Annotated in this window: 19 protein-coding genes; 7 read left to right on the forward strand and 12 right to left on the reverse strand. The window is 66.4% G+C overall.

What is annotated here, in order from left to right; translation table 11 throughout:
- Positions 1–448, forward strand: a 448-nt coding sequence (locus SK571_RS45265; protein ID WP_319990277.1) for an MFS transporter, incomplete at its 5' end; no start/stop codon positions are given.
- 332 nt (positions 449–780) lie between these two features.
- On the opposite strand, the gene SK571_RS45270 is transcribed toward SK571_RS45265, so the two are convergent.
- The 3 genes from SK571_RS45270 to SK571_RS45280 all read right to left on the reverse strand — a co-directional run bounded on the left by SK571_RS45270 (position 781) and on the right by SK571_RS45280 (position 2,227).
- Positions 781–1,209: a four-helix bundle copper-binding protein gene (locus tag SK571_RS45270; protein ID WP_319990278.1), complete on the reverse strand. Its 429-nt coding sequence runs from the start codon at positions 1,207–1,209 to the stop codon at positions 781–783.
- Positions 1,169–1,480, reverse strand: coding sequence for a hypothetical protein (locus SK571_RS45275; RefSeq protein WP_319990279.1), 312 nt, complete (start codon positions 1,478–1,480; stop codon positions 1,169–1,171). Before SK571_RS45275 ends, SK571_RS45270 begins: the two co-directional genes overlap by 41 nt.
- 264 nt (positions 1,481–1,744) lie before the next feature.
- Positions 1,745–2,227, reverse strand: a complete 483-nt coding sequence (locus SK571_RS45280) for a MarR family winged helix-turn-helix transcriptional regulator (protein WP_319990280.1) — start codon at positions 2,225–2,227, stop codon at positions 1,745–1,747.
- 248 nt (positions 2,228–2,475) lie between these two features.
- On the opposite strand from SK571_RS45280, the gene SK571_RS45285 reads away from it, so the two are divergent.
- Entirely contained in the window at positions 2,476–3,207 is a 732-nt protein-coding gene (locus tag SK571_RS45285; protein WP_319990281.1) for a copper chaperone PCu(A)C, read from the forward strand.
- A gap of 83 nt (positions 3,208–3,290) precedes the next feature.
- Complete coding sequence (locus tag SK571_RS45290; protein WP_319990282.1) at positions 3,291–3,659, forward strand: SPW repeat domain-containing protein; 369 nt, start codon at positions 3,291–3,293, stop codon at positions 3,657–3,659.
- Positions 3,660–3,665: 6 nt separating this feature from the next.
- On the opposite strand, the gene SK571_RS45295 is transcribed toward SK571_RS45290, so the two are convergent.
- The 4 genes from SK571_RS45295 to SK571_RS45310 all read right to left on the reverse strand — a co-directional run bounded on the left by SK571_RS45295 (position 3,666) and on the right by SK571_RS45310 (position 6,939).
- On the reverse strand, positions 3,666–4,148 hold the full coding sequence (locus SK571_RS45295; RefSeq protein ID WP_319990283.1) for a MarR family winged helix-turn-helix transcriptional regulator: 483 nt from the start codon (positions 4,146–4,148) through the stop codon (positions 3,666–3,668).
- 32 nt (positions 4,149–4,180) lie between these two features.
- Positions 4,181–4,600 (reverse strand): SRPBCC family protein, encoded by a 420-nt coding sequence (locus SK571_RS45300; protein ID WP_319990284.1) that lies wholly within the window; start codon positions 4,598–4,600, stop codon positions 4,181–4,183.
- 291 nt (positions 4,601–4,891) lie between these two features.
- Positions 4,892–6,256 carry a sensor histidine kinase gene (locus SK571_RS45305; RefSeq protein WP_319990285.1) on the reverse strand — a complete coding sequence of 455 codons (1,365 nt, stop codon included), beginning with the start codon at positions 6,254–6,256 and terminating at the stop codon, positions 4,892–4,894.
- On the reverse strand, positions 6,256–6,939 hold the full coding sequence (locus SK571_RS45310; RefSeq protein WP_319990286.1) for a response regulator transcription factor: 684 nt from the start codon (positions 6,937–6,939) through the stop codon (positions 6,256–6,258). The genes SK571_RS45305 and SK571_RS45310 overlap by 1 nt, the downstream gene beginning before the upstream one ends.
- Before the next feature lie 546 nt (positions 6,940–7,485).
- Between SK571_RS45310 and SK571_RS45315 the strand changes: the two genes are divergently transcribed.
- Together SK571_RS45315 and SK571_RS45320 are read left to right on the forward strand one after the other, a co-directional pair.
- A complete protein-coding gene (locus SK571_RS45315; protein ID WP_319990287.1) occupies positions 7,486–8,280 on the forward strand; it encodes a DUF4142 domain-containing protein in 795 nt (264 codons plus the stop codon).
- 169 nt (positions 8,281–8,449) lie between these two features.
- Positions 8,450–9,064: an NAD(P)-binding protein gene (locus SK571_RS45320; protein WP_319990288.1), complete on the forward strand. Its 615-nt coding sequence runs from the start codon at positions 8,450–8,452 to the stop codon at positions 9,062–9,064.
- Between the two features lie 41 nt (positions 9,065–9,105).
- On the opposite strand, the gene SK571_RS45325 is transcribed toward SK571_RS45320, so the two are convergent.
- A complete protein-coding gene (locus SK571_RS45325) occupies positions 9,106–9,393 on the reverse strand; it encodes a DUF202 domain-containing protein (protein ID WP_319990289.1) in 288 nt (95 codons plus the stop codon).
- The gene (locus SK571_RS45330) at positions 9,390–9,734 is read right to left on the reverse strand and encodes a YidH family protein (protein WP_319990290.1); all 345 of its coding nucleotides are present in this window, start codon (positions 9,732–9,734) and stop codon (positions 9,390–9,392) included. Before SK571_RS45330 ends, SK571_RS45325 begins: the two co-directional genes overlap by 4 nt.
- 443 nt (positions 9,735–10,177) lie before the next feature.
- Here SK571_RS45330 and SK571_RS45335 point away from each other — a divergent pair, with 443 nt between their 5' ends.
- Both SK571_RS45335 and SK571_RS45340 read left to right on the forward strand, forming a co-directional pair.
- Positions 10,178–10,798 carry an NAD(P)-binding protein gene (locus SK571_RS45335; protein ID WP_319990291.1) on the forward strand — a complete coding sequence of 207 codons (621 nt, stop codon included), beginning with the start codon at positions 10,178–10,180 and terminating at the stop codon, positions 10,796–10,798.
- Positions 10,799–10,874: 76 nt separating this feature from the next.
- Positions 10,875–11,387, forward strand: coding sequence for a DUF1330 domain-containing protein (locus SK571_RS45340; RefSeq protein ID WP_319990292.1), 513 nt, complete (start codon positions 10,875–10,877; stop codon positions 11,385–11,387).
- Here SK571_RS45340 and SK571_RS45345 read toward each other — a convergent pair.
- The 3 genes from SK571_RS45345 to SK571_RS45355 form a co-directional block, all read right to left on the reverse strand.
- Complete coding sequence (locus SK571_RS45345) at positions 11,286–14,801, reverse strand: tetratricopeptide repeat protein (protein ID WP_319990293.1); 3,516 nt, start codon at positions 14,799–14,801, stop codon at positions 11,286–11,288. The two genes, SK571_RS45340 and SK571_RS45345, sit on opposite strands and share 102 nt — an antisense overlap.
- 3 nt (positions 14,802–14,804) lie before the next feature.
- Positions 14,805–15,155, reverse strand: a complete 351-nt coding sequence (locus tag SK571_RS45350) for a hypothetical protein (protein WP_319990294.1) — start codon at positions 15,153–15,155, stop codon at positions 14,805–14,807.
- Positions 15,156–15,350: 195 nt separating this feature from the next.
- On the reverse strand, positions 15,351–17,102 hold the full coding sequence (locus tag SK571_RS45355; protein ID WP_319990295.1) for a DUF1996 domain-containing protein: 1,752 nt from the start codon (positions 17,100–17,102) through the stop codon (positions 15,351–15,353).
- Positions 17,103–17,339 lie beyond the last annotated feature (237 nt).

The following is a 17,339-nucleotide window of genomic DNA, read 5'->3' on the forward strand; positions in this document are numbered from 1 at the left end:
CGTCCTGGCCGCCGTCTACCCGGCCGTGTGGGGCCTGGGGCAGCTGGCCACCGGACCGCTGTCAGACCGCTGGGGCCGCAAACACCTGATCACCGCTGGGATGCTCGTTCAGGCTGCGGCGCTCGCACTCGTCGCGGTCGCGGACACCTTCACGGTGTGGCTGGTCGCGGCCGTGTTGCTGGGCGCAGGTACCGCGATGGTCTACCCGACCCTGCTGGCGACGATCGGCGACGTCGCGCACCCGGCATGGCGCGCGCGAGCTGTCGGCGTCTACCGGCTCTGGCGCGACGGCGGCTTCGCCGTGGGCGCCCTGCTCGGCGGCATCGTCGCCGACCTCTGGGGCCTGCGCGCCGCGGTGTGGGTGGTCGCCGCCCTTACCGCGCTGTCCGGAATCGTGGTCGCCGTACGCATGTACGAAACCCACTCCAACAACAAGGTCAGCGCGTGACCACTCCAGCGGACTCCTCGACGGACCGATCTACCTCGACTCCAACGACACCAGACCGATCGAACCCGTGGTCACCAAATCGATGCTGCGCTACCTGCTCGGATCTTCATTCCGCCGCGTTGAGGGGGTGGCACCGTGTACTGCCATGCTGGGAGGTGGGCGGTGCGCGACGGCATCCGCGTGGTGACCGAGGATGTTCAGGACAGTGTCGATCTGAGCCTCACAGAGGCGCTCCGGTCGGCGCCCTGCGCCACGTACCTGACGTCTGATGCAGTTGCCGCACGGTCGAATCCTGACGGTGGTGTCAGCTGAGTCGCGCGGCGACTTTCTGGTCAAAGGCGAATCTGACCGGCCCGAGCCCGGTCGACGGGGCAAGTCTGGCAGCAAGATCGACGCGATCGGTGACCGTAACGACCTCCCACTGACCGCGGGTGTCTCCGAGGCGGCAGACGTGGTGGTGCACCTGGCCGCCGTGCGAAGCGGATCCTCACGCCACGTCGGGCGATGTTGACGTCGTACTCGGTGTGGCGGGACAGGATCCGTCCCGCGGTGGCGCAGATGTCCGCGCAGTCCACGCAGGAGCGGATGCACTTGCGCAACATCGGCAGTTGGTCGTCGGCCTCCGACAAGCACGCGTCCGCGCATGCCGTGCAGGCCTGGGCACATGCAATGCATTCCCCGATGCACCGCACGAGGGCAGACTGGTCTGCCTGGCCCAGGTCAGCCGGATAGGTTTCGAGCATCTCGGACACCATGGTCATGGACGAGCCCCTTCTCCCGGTGCGTTCCGGACGTAGAGGCTTCCCCGTTCGTGTCGTGCCAACCGATGCGGCGGCGCGAGTGCCGGCGCAGCCCGGTCACCAAAGCGGTCACCAGCATGACGATGGTCAACGCCACGAGAGCGATGTATGCCTGGTTCGGACCGCGGTCCACGGCGACGCACAGGAGGCCGAGCAGGAACGCGACGCTGAGCCAGCCTGCCGTCACCTTCGCCCTGTGCAGCGACTCGCCCCGGCCGTTCTGGGCGCTCACGGTCCGGTCCTCGATGCCGGTGACAGGCTCTGCGCGAGTCTGGCGGTGTTCTGGTTCATGACGTCTCCTCTCGTGGGGCTGGCCTCCCTTCGCCTACCCCGGATCGGTGATCGTCACCGTGCCGCAGTCAGAACATCGACGTCGGAAACGTTTCGTACATGCAACTGTTGCATCAGCGTTGTCCTGGTAACGGCTTGGTCGCACCAGGTGAGTTGCGAGCCTGATGCGGTACCCGCTGCGGGTGGGACCGAAGGAAGAGGAATGTCAGACCCAGCCGGGGTCGCTGCCGTTCACCGCAGGCTCTCCACCGGCGGCGGTGAAGGCGGCGAGCGCGTCGACAAGGCCTTGCCGTTGGTCTTCCGGCATGCGTTCGACGATCTTCCTGATCGCGGCACGGCGCCGGCGGGTCACGTCGCGGACCAGCTTGCGGCCGGACTCGCTCAGCTCGATGACGACCTCGCGGCGTGAGGCGGGGTTCGGCTGGCGCGCCACCATCTCCAGCGCGAGCAGGCGGTCGACGGTCCTGGTCGCGGTCGACGGGTTGACCCCGAGGTGCTCGGCCAGCGTGGTGAGCTTCATCGGGCCCCTGCTCTGCAGAACGACGAGCGCTCGGAACTGCGGCAGTGTGATGGTGTCACCAGAGGCGGCGATCGAGCGTGCGGAGACGGCGACGAGAAGGCGCGACGCCGTGAGCACCGCGTCCGCGAGGGCGTCGACGCTGCTGGTATCGACCTTGGACCGAGTCATGGCTCAGTTGTACCCCAACGACGTTGAGTTGCCACCACGTGAAGGTGTCGCTACCTCACGGCAGCGGCCGCAGGGCGTCGAGCCGATCGAAGTCGCGAACATCCATTGTGGATTCGGTGAGGTAGGCGCTGGCGCGGTCAGAGCGGGAATCCCCTTCGGGCTCGCATCGCCGGGAAGGTCCACTGAAGCTGAACGGATCGCGAAGGAGAGAGATCATGGCGTCAACTGGAATAGCCAGAGGAGCATCGATGGCAGCGGCGGCGCTGCTGGCCCTCACAACCACGGCGTGTGGTGTGCCTCAGAGGGTGTACGAGAGCGGAACCATCGGCACGAACGATGACTTCGGCGAGATCCAGCTGCGCAACGTCCACCTCCGGCCGCCTGATGGTCATGCGTTCCGTCCGGGTGACGACGGTGTGGTCAGCCTCGCGTTGTTCAACCGCGCGGATCATCCGGATGCGCTGGTCGACGTGCGGACGCCGGTCGCCGCCGATGTCGAGATCTTCTGGGACCGCGACTGCGATGGTTCCGGGGAGCAGGTTGCACGGCTGCCATTGGCCGCCAACGACGGGGTTACCGGAGTGGCCGGTGACGAGCTGGCCTACCACTTGCGCCTGATCGACTTCTCACAGGAAGTTCTCGCGGGCACGACGGTGCCGGTCACGTTCCAGTTCGACCGAGCAGGGGAGACCACCCTGGACGCGATCGTGGAGGCATCTGGAGATGGAGATGCCAGTTTGCCGCCTTCCTGCGCGCCGGCCTTGATCACTCTGACTGGTGTCGTGCAGAGCGGTGTCGAACCGCGCTGTCTGGTTCTGAAGGCTGACGACGGCCGGCAGTTCCTGCTTCTCGGCGGAAGTCCTGACGTGCTGCGGACTGGTGCTGAGGTGGTGGTCGAAGGCACACCGGCACTCGAGAAGCCGACCACCTGCACGAAGGGCATCCCGCTCCGCGTGACCGACGCCAAATCGTCCGGATGAGCACACCGGCAGCGGACGTTGCGAACTCCCTACGATGGTCGAACTCGGCCGGTGAACCGCTCTTCTAGAGCAAAGATCGTTGTGTGCGTGAAGAAAGACGTCGGCAAGCGGAAGCCAGAGCAGGAACCCTCACGTTCCTCGCGGGTGTGTGGCTGGTCGCCGCTCCTCCGCTGCTGGACTTCCAGGCCTCACAACACCTTTTTCGGCCGTACTGGACACCGCTGGGGCTGGCCGTGGTGATCATGCTGGCAGGAATGCTGCGCGCTCTGGCACCATTGGACGTTCCTGGGTTGCGCACGGTGAACATCGGTCTCGCTGCGACGCTCGTCGCGGCGGCGTTCGTGCGTGCCGACGTCAGCTCGGTGGTCCAGATCAACCAGGTGGTGGTCGGCACCGCCGTCGCACTGGTGTCGCTGGTGGCCGCCATCGATGCGGGGAGGTGGCTGGGCTGACTCCGGTCAGATCCAGCCGAGATCAGCCGTGGTCACCGTGGGCTCGCCGCCTGCTTCGGTGAAGGCGGTCAGCGCATCGACGAGCCCTCGCCGTTCGTCCTCGGGCATCCTCGCGACGATCTTCGCGATCGCCGCACGCCGCCGTCGGGTCACGCCGCGCACGACCCGGCGGCCTTCGTCGGTCAGTTCGGTCACGACCTCACGGCGCGTTGCCGGGTTGGGCTGACGTGCGACCATCCCGGTCGTCACGAGGCGGTCGACCATGCGGGTCACCGTGGACGGGTTGACGTCCAGCAGATCGGCCAACGAGCTGAGCTTCATCGCTCCCCGGCTGTCCAGGACGACGAGCATCCGGAACTGCGGCAAGGTGAGGGTCTCCTCGAACGCCGCGAGCGAGCGCGCGGACACGGCGACCAACAGGCGCGAGGCTGTCAGCACGGCGTCGGTGAGCGCGTCGACGTCGTTCGCGCCGACCTTGGACCGGGTCATGCGACTGTTGTACCGCAACTTCGGTGCTGTGATCACAGAGCCGGTTGGTGCACTGCCTGTTTTGTACGGCATTCGGCAGCTACGACGGTTTCGAGAGCGTCGAGCGCTGACTCGATCCAGGTGTCGACCGTGCTCCGTGACGCTCCGGGCGGGCCTGTCAGGCGCACGGAGACCGCGCTGCGGCCTGCGGTCAGCCGGAGGACCTGGAGGGTGCCGTTGCAACTCGTCGTGGTTTCGCTGCCCCAGGTGATGCGCAACCGTTCCCAGTCGATGGTGACCTGCCGCTCGACGTCGACATCAGCGTGCAGGCCCGGCAACCACAGGCGGATGAGGTTGGGGCCGGACAACTCGACCTCGATGGAGTCGGGTAGCCAGGTGGTCATGTTGTCGAGATCGGACAGGACGTCGAAAACTGCGTCCGCGTCGGCGGGCATGGAACGGCTTCGGCTCAAAACGGAGTCCTTCCGGCGGATTCCGTCCATCCTGTCCGACTTCCCGGCCGCTGCGCCTGACGAGTGGCTAACGATCTCCCGTCGCGCCAGGTGACGGAGCGAGCGCTCTCGAGGCGGCAGGCGTGCTCGAGGTGGTTGAAGTGGTCACCGGCGTTGAATGGCGCCGCTGTGTCACCACCGGCGTAGGCGCCTCTCTGTGCGTGGTCGTGGTGCCCAGCGGTTCCGGTTCATCCTGTGTGGACACTCCACACGCGGCAGCCAGAAGGCACGCAGCGGCGACCAGGAAGATTCTCATGAAAGGGCCTCCGGAAGCTCCACGACGAATCGCGCTCCACCGCCAGGGCGGTCCTCGACCCACACCTTGCCGTGATGGCGGCGGACGTGTTCGGCGACGAGCGCCAAGCCGAGTCCGCTGCCGGTGTCGGCACCCCGGCTGCCGGCTCTGGCGCCACGGGTGAAGCGTTCGAACACCTGGCTCCTCATGTCACGAGGCACACCGGGTCCCGCATCATCGACCTCGAGCCGAACGCTGCCGTCCTGGTGGAGCACGGCCAGCCGGACGGCGCCTCCGGCGTGCTGCTCGGCGTTTTCGATGAGGTTGCCGATGACGCGGTCGAGCCTGCGCCGGTCGCCGAGCACCAGTGGTGGTGGCGGCTCGACGACGATCTCGACGTCTTGGCTGAGGCGCGAACCTGCGGCACCGTGTACGAGGCCACCGACGTCGAGCGGCTCGAAGTCAGCTTTGTCGCCGTCCTGGTCTGCTCGGCTGATCTCCATCAGGTCGACCACCATGCGGGCGAACCTGTCGACCTCGGACGTGAGCAGCCCGAGTGCCTTGCCCGCCGTGCCGGGCAACTCCGCCTGCCGACGCCGGAGCACGGCGGCGGCGTTGACCATCGTCGTGAGGGGCGAGCGGAGTTCGTGGCTGACGTCGCCCGCGAACCGGGCATCGCGCAGCACACGTTGCTCCAACGCGTCGGCGGTCGTGTTGAACGTGCTGGCCAGCGGACCGAGGTCGGGGTCGCGCTGGCTGGGTAGTCGTGCTTTCAGATCGCCGCCGGCGATGCGTGACGCGGCGGCGGTCAGTTCGGTCAAGGGTCTCAGCGCGCGTCTGCTGGCCCATGAACCCAGTCCCACGCCGATCATGCCGCTGAGCACTGTTCCGGCGATCAGCAGTCCGCTGAGGAAGCGGAAGGTGCGGTCGAGTTGGACGAGCTGGAAGAGTTCGACGTAAACGCCCTGCCCGTCGGCCAGTGACTGGGCCACCGCGATCACCGGGATGCCGTCGGCCCGGAGGCGTTGCCTGGCGGGCGTGCCGTCGCGTGCCATCACGATCAGGTCAGGAGGAACGACGGCGGGATCGACCTGTCGTCCGCTCGTCAGCACCTCGTTCCCGTGGAAGAGCATGATCGTCGAGTCCGGATTTGTGGTGAGTCCGGTCAGCAGTTCGGTCAGCCCGTCGGAGTTGGTGCGAACGGCCTCCTCGACCAGGCGCAGGTTGACCTCCGCCTGACGGGTCGTGGCCTGCACGCGCTGCCGGAGCATGTAATCCGACGCGAGGTTCCACGTCGCGATGGCCAGCAGGCTGGTGACGAGCACGGAACCGAGACCGAGCGCGGCGGCCACCCGCCAGCGCAGGGAGAGGCGGGGCACCATCACCTCGGCGGGCCGATCTTGTAACCGGAACCGCGCACCGTAAGCACGAACACCGGATCTTCGGCGTTGTGCTCGACCTTCGTGCGCAGTCTGCGGATGTGCACGTCGAGCAGCCGGGTGTCGCCGTAGTAGTCGTACCCCCACACCCGCTGCAACAGCTGTTCCCTGGTGACGATGCGCCCACCGCCCCCGGCCAGTTCGGCGAGGAGGCGGAATTCGGTGCGTGTCAACCGGATCTCCTCGCCGCCGCGTTTGACGACGCCTTCGTCCGGCCAGATCTCCAGGTCCTCGATGCGGTAGGAGAGGTTCTCCCGCGTGCCGCCACGGCGCCGCAAGAGTGCTCGGATGCGTGCGGCCAGCTCACTCGCCACCAGGGGTTTGGTCACGTAGTCGTCCGCGCCCGCTTCCAGCCCGGCGATGACGTCGGGCGTGTCGGTGCGCGCCGTCACGATGATGATCGGCAGATCGCCCTGAGCGCGCAGTCTCCTGCAGACCTGCAGACCGTCCACGCCGGGCAGCATGAGGTCGAGCAGGACGACGTCGAAGGAGTCGGTGTCGAGCCGGCTCAACGCGTCTTCACCCGAGACGGCCTCGTCCACGGCGAAGCCCTCGTCCGCGAGGGCCAGGCCGAGTGCCTGGCGGATGCGCTCGTCGTCGTCCACGAGCAGCACGGAGAAATCCATGTCCCGCTTTTCTTCGTAGGTTTCTAGTGCTGCTTCTACCACGTTGCCATGGTGACCGCATTGCGGCTGAGATGTACGCCTTCGAAAGGAGTTCGTAAGGTTGCACAATGCACGCGTCAGGCATGCTTGTCGCCGCGGGGGATCGCCCGTAGTGGGCGCGTGCCCGCGCGCTTCCGGGGAAGGTCAGACGTCAGCCGGCGAGAGACGGCCGGCGTCTGTCTCGGGATGATGAGAGGCCCTACCAGTCGTGACAGGCATGCCCACCACCGACAAAGGCATGACAGGGACAATCCTGGTGTGCGACGGGTGCGGGCGGTCGCGCCGCACCAGTGCCACAGGACTGTTCGCGTGGGACTTGCTGTGGCTGCAGGCCGATCAGGCAGGGTGGACCGGCTCCGACAGGCCGCTGGGGCCCCACTACTGCACGATCTGCGTCGATAACGAGTAGATAACGTTTGCACAATGCAATAATCTTGCCGGTCCGTTTCGTCCGTATCCCTCCGTGTCGGTACACACGATCGCCGCTATACGCGGAGGGAGATCCACGTGCTCACACGTCTCGCCCAGGTGGTGACGGCGCTAGCGATCCTTTGTTCGCTCGCGGCTCCGCAAGCAGCTGCGCAGCCCGAGTTCGGGCCGGAGTACACGCAGACCCAGTTCGGCCCCATGGGACCCGCGGGCAGGGACATGCTCGTCAAGGTTCGGCTGGCGGGATTGTGGGAAGGGCCCGCGGGCCGGCTGGGACTGGAGAAATCCGCCAACCCTCTCGTCAAGGAGGCGGGCCGGCATCTGATCAGTGGCCACGCCGAGCTGGACGCCAAGGTTCTCGAGCTCGGACGCACGCTGAACGTTCCGCTGCCCAGCGAGTCCAACGCGGACCAGAAGGGCTGGATCGCGGAGATGACCAACGCCCCGGCCGGCAGCGCCGAGTTCGACCGGGTCTTCGCCAACCGCCTCCGCGCGGCACACGGTGGTGTCTACAAGTTCCTCGCGGTCGTTCGCACCGGCACCCGCAACACGCTGATCCGGGACTTCGCCAAGCGCTGCATGGAAGTGGTGCTCGACCACATCCAAGTTCTCGAAGCCACCGGCATGGTCGATTTCAACGACACGGAAGCCATCCCGCTCGCCGCGCTCGCCGCCGCGCCGGTCAGTCCTGCACCCGTTCCCGCTGTTCCCCAGGCGGTGCCCACCGTGCCCAGGACGCAGAACATCGCTCAGGAGAACGGAAGCGGCGGCTCCGACGCGATCCTCGGTGTCCTCGTGATGGTGGCCGTCGTGGGAGGGATCTACCTGTGGACAGGTGGACGTCCGCGCCGCTCGCGCTCGTCGCGAGAATGAGATCACATCGCAAGTGCCTCGCAAGGTTGCACAGTGCGGGTCTCCATCAGAATGGCGTGGCGGACGCCACCGGTCGGGGCGGGCGTCCGCGCCAGGCCACCACGGGGAGATCCGGGTGCCGGCCGGCAGGATCGGCCGGCACCCGCCCGCGCAAGATGGGGATTGTCGGATGCGCTCACATGCCGTGCTCATCGGCTACAGCGCTCGCGGCCGTGTCGTCCTGAGCACGCTGTACGCCGGAGGTCATGCGACGGACTTCACAGTCGTCGACTCCGACCCTGAACGCGTCGTGCAGGCTGGAGTGGACGGTGTGCGTGCCGTGGCGGGTGAAGGCTGGCGCCTGGACGTGCTGTGGTCGGCAGGCGTGCAGGCGTCGGACCACATCGTCGTCGCCGTGACCGATGATGCTTTGGCTTTGCGCATCACCTCGGTCGTGCGCAGCCTGAACGAGGCCGCCACGATCACCACTCTGGTCCACAGCACACAACTGCAGGAGCTCATCGAATACCTCGGAGCCGATCACGTCCTGGTCGCGGACCGCGTCGGCGAGTGGGCGCTCGAGATGGACAGCCTCGTGTGCGATCACTTGCCGGAGCTGGAGTGGTCCGTGCTGGAGCGTCCGGTGATGCAGGACGAGGTCGGCAGCTCGCCGCTGGAGTGCGGCAACGACGTGCTGGCCGTCGTGCGGGCTGGTCAGCGGATCTGGGCCGAGGATCCTGAGGTCGGGGAGTTGCGCTGCGACGACAAACTGGTCGTGCTGAGCAGCGGACCCGTCGGTGACTGACCACTCTCCAGCGTTTGCGGAACCGCCGAACACATCGGGGCTCAGTGGCCGTTCCACACGAGTGGCAGCGCAGAGACACACGCGAGGCTCACGAGAGCGCTGATCAGGAACAGTCCGCGCGATTGCTTCATGCTCGACTGACGATGACGGCCGAGCATGACGAGAGATGCGGATACGGCTGCCGTGCACACCGCAGGAACGATCGCCGAACTCCAACCGTGCCGCGCCGCAGTGTTCAGCAGGAGCAATGAGCAGGCTGCCGCAGCCAGGGCTGTGCGGTTCCACGCCAGCACGGTGCGTTCAGGCTGCAGGCCGGCGTCACGACTCATCCGACCACCACCAGCACCGCCGCGAACAACGCCATCAACACCACTCCGGCCGCGAGCGCGACGATCATCGAGTTGCGTGGCAGGGGAGCCCCGGTGCGCATCGCTTGCTGGACGCGCCGCCACCGGGGAAAGCTGACCACGGCGACGACGAAGGCCAGCCCGACGCATCCCAGCGCAAGGCCGGTCGTGGCACCGGGGATCGCGAACGGGGGCACGAACTGCCGGACCGCCACGCCCGCAGCGAGCAGACCCAGTGCGGTGCGGATCCAGGCGAGGAACGTGCGCTCGTTGGCCAACGAGAACCGGTAGTCGGGTTCCTGCTCGGGTGGTTCCATCGCCATTGAGCCTCCTCGTGGGAGAGGGTACTTCGTTGCCGAGGAGCAGCAGTTGCGGTGCTGCGTGTCGGCCCACCTGAATGTCCTTGTAGGACGTTTGCCAGGCTGTGGTGATGCGCCGATTCCTCTTCGACTCCAGCGGTGTCCTCCGGCCAGCGGTTCTGGCCGGATTGTTCGTGGTCGTGCCTGTAGCGGTACTGGCTCTGGCCTCCTGGGGTGGATGGGCGGGGTTGACCGTGATCGCTGTGATCTTCGCCGTAGGTCTGGTCCTCATCGTCCGCAGCGACCGTTGATCCAGGAACTGCTCGACATACGCGATCATCGAAAGGACCTCGCAAGGTTGCACAGTGCAGGTTTCCGTCACAATGGGGAGGCGGACGCGAACCGGTCGTGGTGAGCGTCCGCGCCAAACTGCTCCGGGAGCACGGTTGTCCGCGATGGGAGATTTGGTGAGTTCGCGAACCGTGCTCATCGGTTACAGCGTCCGCGGTCGAGCCGTCGTCGCGGCGCTGCGTGAAAATGGTCACGCGAACGGCTTCATGGTGGTCGACTCGGATCCCGTGCGGGCCGAGCAAGCTGTGCTGGAAGGTGTGCCGGCGGTGGTCGGTCCCTGTTGGCGTTTGCGCACCTTGTGGTTGGCCGGCGCGCATGACGCCGATCATGTCGTTGTCGCGGTTCCGGATGACGAGACTGCCGTGCGGACCACGTCCGCAGTGCGTTCGCTCAACGAGACAGCCATGATCATCACCGTGGTCCACAGCTCTGAAGTTCGCGAGCTGATCGAACACGCGGGCGCCGATCACGTTGTAGACGTCCGTCAGGTCTACGAGTGGGTACCCGGCGCGGCGCGGCCACAGGACGGCGGCGGTGAGTCTCCTGATCTCGAGTGGACCTTGACCGAACGCGCGGTGACGATGGACGAGGTCGGCCGATCGCCACTCGCCTGCGGGCAGCAGGTGCTCGCCGTGATGAGGCACGGCCAGCGAATCTGGGCAGAGGATCCGACGGTGGCGGTGCTGCGTGATGACGACAGACTGCTCGTGGTGAGTAGCAGGTCTGTCACCACGTGAGGTCGCAGTAACCGATGCGGGCGGTGGCGCTGCACGGCATGCTGTGCACATGGCCGTTGATCCACGTGGTGCGGACTTGAAGCGACTGCTCGCCGAAGACCCAGGCGGGCCTGTGGTGATGCTGAACCTGCTGCGGTTCGCCGAAGGCGGTGCCGAGTCCTACCAGGAGTACGCGCGTCATCTGCGCGAGACGTTCCCGCCCCGCTACGGCGGCGAGATCATCTACGCTGGAACCTGCTCCACCGTGCTGGTGGCCGAGAAAGGCGAGAACTGGGATGCGGTGATCATCGTGCGCTACCCGGACCGGACCGCGTTCAGTCGCATGGTGGCCGACCCCGACTACCAGGAGGTGACGCGGTTGCGCACGCAGGCGTTGACCGAGGCGGTGCTCCAGGCCACCACCCCTCGAGCTGATCCGACTCCGTCCGCGAATGCGCTCGTCGGGCGGTGCAGACATGACCGTGATCTCCGGTCCAAGAAGGCGACGTCAACTGGTGACGAACGCGCGCACGTGATCAGGCAGAGCGACTCCGGTAACGCGAAGCCACGACCGCTCGAGTGCGTGAACACCAACTCGCTGCGTGAGTGAACGTAGATGCTCGGGTGCTGGACCCATTCCGTCGACGGGGAAGTCGTCGAACGCGGTCACGCCGCGCACCAGATGGTCCAGAGCCGTGGAGGTATCGCCGCGTTTCTCGGCTGTAGCGCTCAGCGCACCATGGCTGCTGCACACCCCAAGGGGGGCGTTTGTGGCGGTGAAGTCCGCAAGTGCCCGTCGATACCAGACGTCGGCCTGAGTCAGGTCACCTCGCGACTCCGCGATGCGGCCCAAGGCGTGGTGTGACAGGCCGAGCCCCGAGTGGTCTGCAACGGCTGTGCAGACGGGCAAGGTGCGCTGTAACCAGTTGTTCGCCTCGTCCCATTGCTCCCGGCGCGAAGCCAGCTCGCCGAGTATGTAACAGACTGCGGCGGCAGCAGAGCGGTCACTGATCCTCTCCCGCATCACCAGCGACTCCCGGAGACGCTCCTCCGCTTGCGCGAAGTCGCCGCGGTACAGAGCGACTTCGCCGAGCGCCTGCAACGTGGCGGCGGTCCCCGGAAGGTCCCCAAGCCTTGTGCGGATCTTCAAGGCTTTGTCGTACTGCCGCTCGGCGAGTGGCCAGTCCTGCCGCATCCAGAAGATCTTGCCGAGTGCTTGGTCGGCATGCGCGACTCCGGACAGATCTCCGGCCGCCCCACTCTCTTCACTGGATCGGGTGTACCACTGCTCAGCCTCGTCCCACCGGCCGAGACTGACAGCGATGTCGCCGTAGAAGTAGTAGACGCTGCTGACGCCCTGCGGGTAGTTCAGCGATCGTGAGAGCTCCAGAACCTCGTCGAGCAGGGTTCTGGCTTCATCGAACCGACCCAGAGACCGCAGGATCGCCGACAGACCGCTGTACGCGACGGCGAGCTGACGCTGGCGGTGGATGTTTTCCGGCTGGTCGAGCAACGTGGCGATGACCTTGCGGTACAGCTCCTCGGCGTTTTCCCCAGGCGACCGGTTCAGATGGTTGCCGACGAAGAACAACCACAGCGAGCTGCCGGAGTCGTGGTCGCTCGGTGGGTTGCCGTCGTCGTCCTCGACCGCCAGGCGGACGCGATCGGTCCACATTCGCGCCTCATCGCTGCGACCGCTCCACCCCCACCTCTCGTTCATCAGCAGGCCGAGCGCCATGGCTTGCGCCCAGAGGCGTCCGTCAAGAGCGTCACGCAGCGCCTGGGACAGGTTGGCCGAGTGGTAGAAAGCGACTCCGTGACCGATGAGAGCATCCGCTCCCAAGATCTGCTCGTACGCCCATCTGGCAAGCATTGCCATGGCGTCGACCATGGCGCGTCGAGCAGAGACGACTTCCGTTGACGCGTCAGAGGTAAGGGCATGCCAGCGGCCTAGGAAGAATCCCGGAAGCGCCGGATGCAACCGATGGATGCCGCCACCGAGATCGCTGAGCAACCCAACGGCGGTGGCGTCCTGCAGCAACTCCCGCCACTCCTCCAACGACACGTCGAGCAGACGTTGCGGCGTAGCGGTGTGGACCGAGAGCAAAGCGAGAACGTCGTGGTCGATCACCACTTGAAACAGCGCTACGGCGAGCAACAGCTCCTGCGATCGGTCAGGTAGGCGCGAGGTCGAGTAGACGATGCTCGCCTCGAGTGAACCGAGTCTGCCTTCGCCGTACCTGACCGGCAGGTCCACGAGCCCCCGCAGGCCTGCCAGCACTTCACCTGGCTCCGTGGTGTCGACGTGCGGTAGCACGAGGCGCATGGCGAACGGATGACCGTCCAGCCACGCCAGAAGATCTTGAAAGGCGGTCGTCCGCCGGCGAGGCCACGCACGGGGAAACGGTGCCAGCACCATGTCGGTGTAGGCGGCGGCATCCTCCGGCGACAGCCCGGCCAGCTCGATGCGCACGAGCTCACCCAAGCGTCCCTCCGGGCCGCGGCTCGTGATCAGGAAGACGCTGTTCCCGGCCCCCTCGACCAGCTCGCGCAGCTTCGGGACGTGCTCGTCAGTGACCGCCTCGAAGTTGTCCCAGATGACCAGCAACCGCTCGCGCAACAGCAAGCCGTCGACGATCTGCCGCCGCCGCTCGTCGTCGAAGGAACCGAACGACGTACCTAGCACCTGAAGCCCGATGGTCGAAACAACCCTGTCAGCGCCGGAAGACTGCTCGCCTGATTCGAACGAGTGCCACACCACGTGTTCCGGCGCCCTAACACCTCCGGTGGTGCGCCACCACCTGCCCAGTGCTTTGGCCAGCTCGGACTTTCCCACGCCTGCGGGTCCGTGCAGGACGATCGCTTTCGACACCGGCGCGGCGCTCTCGAAACGGTGAAATTCGACGTCACGGCCTATGAAGACACCGACCTCCGACAAAGGATCATCTGCAGGGCGGCTCACCTCGGGTACGTCGATGTATGTGAAACGCACTTCACCGCGTGCATAGAGCACGGGAACGAACCAGTCGTGCAACGGGAGTTGTCCGGCAGGACTGGGGCGTTCGGGGTGAAGGGCCATCCGCGCGCGACCAGCGGCGACAGCCTCGGAAACCGAGCCGCCGGAGAACAGCACGGCGTAGAACCCGGTCATGAACTCGGCCGCCGCTTTCGCGTAGACCGCATATGCCATGGCCACGACCGCCGCGGCGCCGGCCTTGATCAGCCTCGTGGCGACCGCTGCTTCCAGAGTCGTTCCCACAGCGCCGGAATGACAAGCGTTGAGTACGACCACAGGCACCTGCGCGGCGGCGAGGACCTGGGAGAGCTGGGAAGCGCGCACTCGTTCTGCGCCCTTGCCCGGACGCTCGAACAACAGTGTGGCCTCGTTGCCGCCGAATTCCCCGTGGCAGTCGAGGTGGACGATCTGGAAGGGCCTGCCGGCCGCTCGTGCCGCGGTCAGCTCGTCCGCGAGCCGATCCAGTGTCGGTGGCCGCAGGACGACGATGTCAGCCTGGTCGTTGATCGCGTCGAGCATGGGCCGGGCGATGCTGCGGAAAGCCACGTCCCGCTGACCTGCCGGACGCGAGATCACCATCAGCACCCGAAGTCGTTCGCCTTCGACGAAGGACGGAGGGATCTGCTCGGCAGACTCCACAACTCGCGTGAACCGCACACCGTCAACGGCCAGTGGGGCGGGCCGTGCGGGGTCCGCGCACAGCTCCCAAGGCAGACCCAACCACTCGGCCGAGTCCGACCGCAGCACGATCTCAGCCGCTGAATCCGCCCGAAGCGACTGATAGCCGTCAACGAAGTCGGAGAAGATCAGCCTCAACAGGTTCTGGCCCCACTCCCGCAACTTCGCGGCGACCTGAGGGCCTCGCTCTGCGTAGACGCCGAACGGAGCCCTCAGGTAGTCCTCGACGTACCAACGCAGCTCTTCCCTGGCCTGCTCGTCGAGGACGGCGAGATCCTGCGCATCCGGCGAAACAACAGCCCGGCCGGCTGAGGGGAACTCGACGCGCACCTGCTACTTCTCTTCGTCCTCGGCCAGGATCCGGTCCACCACCACGTCGATGACCAGATCGCGCTGTTCCGGAGAGATGTTGTCCGTCACGGGGAACTCCACCCTCACTCGCCTTGCGACCGTTTCCGCCTTCGGCTTCTCAGTCTTGGTCCGAAGGTTCACAGTGACAGTCCAGGCGAGCGTGGCGATGCTGACGATCAACGCGGCGATGTCGACGATGTCGTTGTAGCGCTCGGTAGTGCGCTCGGACGAGTGGAGCTCCGCGAGCACATCGGTGCGCAAGCGGCCGCCAGGGTCCATCTGATCGGCCGCAGCCAGAGCCGCCGTTGCCACCGTGTCCGGTACTGCGGTCATCCGCACAACCTCCGCGCTGATCGAACACCAGGTCGGTCACATCATCTGCAATGTCGTCTCAGGTCGCGTTCGCGCTACACACCAATCGCGATCTGGCCCGCGATGCGGTCGGCTGTGCTGTGTTCAGGTGCCCGAACACTTTCCGCCGAGCCGAGTCGGGGTGCGGCCCGCGCGACCGCACCCCAACGGCAGCGGTCAGCCGCAGCGCCGTCCTTCGTTCACGCACTTCACGATTTGCGCCATGGTCTGGTCGGAGTTGACGTTGGCGAAGTCGTTGTGGTCGGAGAACGGGTTGTGGTTCTCCTCGGGGAACGCGTCGAGCTGGTACTGGCCCTTCTCCTGCACGTCGCGCGAGATGTCGTAGGAGATGCTGATCCGCAGCTGCGGGATAGCTCGGAAGCCCTTCGGGCAGGCGCCGGTCTGCGCGTCCGCGAACCGGACGTGGTCGCGGTGGTTGGCGCTGTCGGTGTTCTGGCCGTCCCAGCAACCGGCGAAGTCGTGCACGCGCATGACCTTGCTGCCGTTCGGGCAGATGACGTACTTGTCCGAGAGCCGGTCCTCAAAACCGCCGCAGGTCCACGTCGCGCGGGCGTTGGCGGGACCGCGGCTGGTCGGCTTCGCGTCACCGGTGATCATCTTGAGGAACTTCGGCATGGCCGTGACCTTGGCGGTCGCGTTGCCGCGGTACTCGATCTTCACCTGGGCGGGCCGCACGATCTTGCCGTTGTTGCCGACGAGCTCCAGGTTCTGTCCCGTGGGGGCGGCCAAAGCCGGGTCGTTGCCGCCGTTGTTGTTCCCACCCGTGTTGCCATTCTCGATGAGACCGCACGGTGCGAGGCGCTCAAGCCCTTGCGGCCGCTGGGCGTTGCGGCCGATCGCTATGGCGATCCGGTCGAGGGTCGCGACCCGCTTGTCCTTCAGGGGGCCGAGAATCGCGTTGTCGACGAAGTTCGGCCCGCCCTGGCCCTTGCTCGTCACCAGTCGCTGGTTGGCCTCGGCGATCTGCTTGTCCAGCAGCGCGAGGTTCCGGTTTACCTCGTCGACCGCCTGATCAGGCACGCCGGGCAGTGCACCGCGCACCGACGGGCACTTGATCGTCGGCGTGGCGCCGTCCTGTTTCGCACCGCCCTGGCCGGCGAACTTGCGAGGAGCCTGCGAGGGGTCACCGTGCCCGCTGTGCCCGAATCGCACGTCGCAGTCGGCGAGTGAGATCAGGTTAGGCTTGCGCGCGGACCGGCCGATGGCGATCGCCATCCGGTCCAGGGTGGCCACCCGCTTGCTGCGCAGCGGGCCGAGGATCGCGTTGTTCACGAAGTTCGGGTCGCCGGGGTTCTCGTTGCGCGCCACCCGGTCGCCGGCTTCCTTGACCTGCTGCTCGAGCAGTGCGAGGTTCCTGTTGACCTCGTCGCGGGCCTGCTGTGGCACTGCGGGCAACCGGTCCGCGACCGACGGGCAGGCGACCTCGGCCCCGCCGGCTTCCTTGATCTTCTCCGGGCTGGAGCCGGACGACGTCGGGTTGGCCTGTGGATTGATCCGCACGACCGGCCAGAAGTAGGACGACCGGTCGCCGTTGCGACAGGTCGTGTCCGAGTCCTCCAGGCTCTCGTCGGTGGACTCGGCGCTGATGGACAGGTTGCCCACGAAGTCGTGGACGTGTTGGGCACCGTGGCGCAGACCTGGCTGGGCGACCGGGTTGTCCGCGCTGAACTTGCCGTTCTCGTTCGTGCCGCAGTCGACCGTGAACACACCGCTGGTGCCGCCCTGCTGCACCTTCGGGTTGACGACGTTGGAGGCGACCTGCTCGATGCGCGCGAACGCACCAAGTGGCGCCGGGTCGCCGTTCCTGGCGGCCAGTGCCGCAGTGGCGGTGCCTGCTGCCACCACGGCCACTGCCGACATCGTGGCGATCAACCGGAACTTCCGCCTGTCGGTTACGCGGTGTGTCATACGTCCTCCTCGTAGGCGCCGTGTCTGAACGGGCATACGCAGGCGTGGGCGACGTCGGCTGGACACAAGCCGCGACGTCAGCACTTTGTAAGAACCCTCGTGCGCACAAAGACGGAGAACACGTCGTAGTCGTCCGCGTCACGGCTGACTGCCGCTGCGGCACCTACGTCAACGACACCAGCTACGTGGGTAACGACATGAACGACAAGGCCTCTTCGGCGCGCGCTACATGCAGAA

Source organism: Lentzea kristufekii (assembly GCF_033949925.1).
Classification (GTDB): domain Bacteria; phylum Actinomycetota; class Actinomycetes; order Mycobacteriales; family Pseudonocardiaceae; genus Lentzea; species Lentzea kristufekii.

Excerpts from the sequence above, each read along its gene's own strand:
- SK571_RS45270 (WP_319990278.1), bottom strand. The coding sequence starts at position 1,209 with ATGACCATGGTGTCCGAGATGCTCGAAACCTATCCGGCTGACCTGGGC.
- SK571_RS45280 (WP_319990280.1), bottom strand. The coding sequence starts at position 2,227 with ATGACTCGGTCCAAGGTCGATACCAGCAGCGTCGACGCCCTCGCGGAC.
- SK571_RS45285 (WP_319990281.1), top strand. The coding sequence starts at position 2,476 with ATGGCAGCGGCGGCGCTGCTGGCCCTCACAACCACGGCGTGTGGTGTG.
- SK571_RS45295 (WP_319990283.1), bottom strand. The coding sequence starts at position 4,148 with ATGACCCGGTCCAAGGTCGGCGCGAACGACGTCGACGCGCTCACCGAC.
- SK571_RS45305 (WP_319990285.1), bottom strand. The coding sequence starts at position 6,256 with ATGGTGCCCCGCCTCTCCCTGCGCTGGCGGGTGGCCGCCGCGCTCGGT.
- SK571_RS45310 (WP_319990286.1), bottom strand. The coding sequence starts at position 6,939 with ATGGATTTCTCCGTGCTGCTCGTGGACGACGACGAGCGCATCCGCCAG.
- SK571_RS45320 (WP_319990288.1), top strand. The coding sequence starts at position 8,450 with ATGCGCTCACATGCCGTGCTCATCGGCTACAGCGCTCGCGGCCGTGTC.
- SK571_RS45325 (WP_319990289.1), bottom strand. The coding sequence starts at position 9,393 with ATGAGTCGTGACGCCGGCCTGCAGCCTGAACGCACCGTGCTGGCGTGG.
- SK571_RS45330 (WP_319990290.1), bottom strand. The coding sequence starts at position 9,734 with ATGGCGATGGAACCACCCGAGCAGGAACCCGACTACCGGTTCTCGTTG.
- SK571_RS45350 (WP_319990294.1), bottom strand. The coding sequence starts at position 15,155 with ATGACCGCAGTACCGGACACGGTGGCAACGGCGGCTCTGGCTGCGGCC.
- SK571_RS45355 (WP_319990295.1), bottom strand. The coding sequence starts at position 17,102 with ATGACACACCGCGTAACCGACAGGCGGAAGTTCCGGTTGATCGCCACG.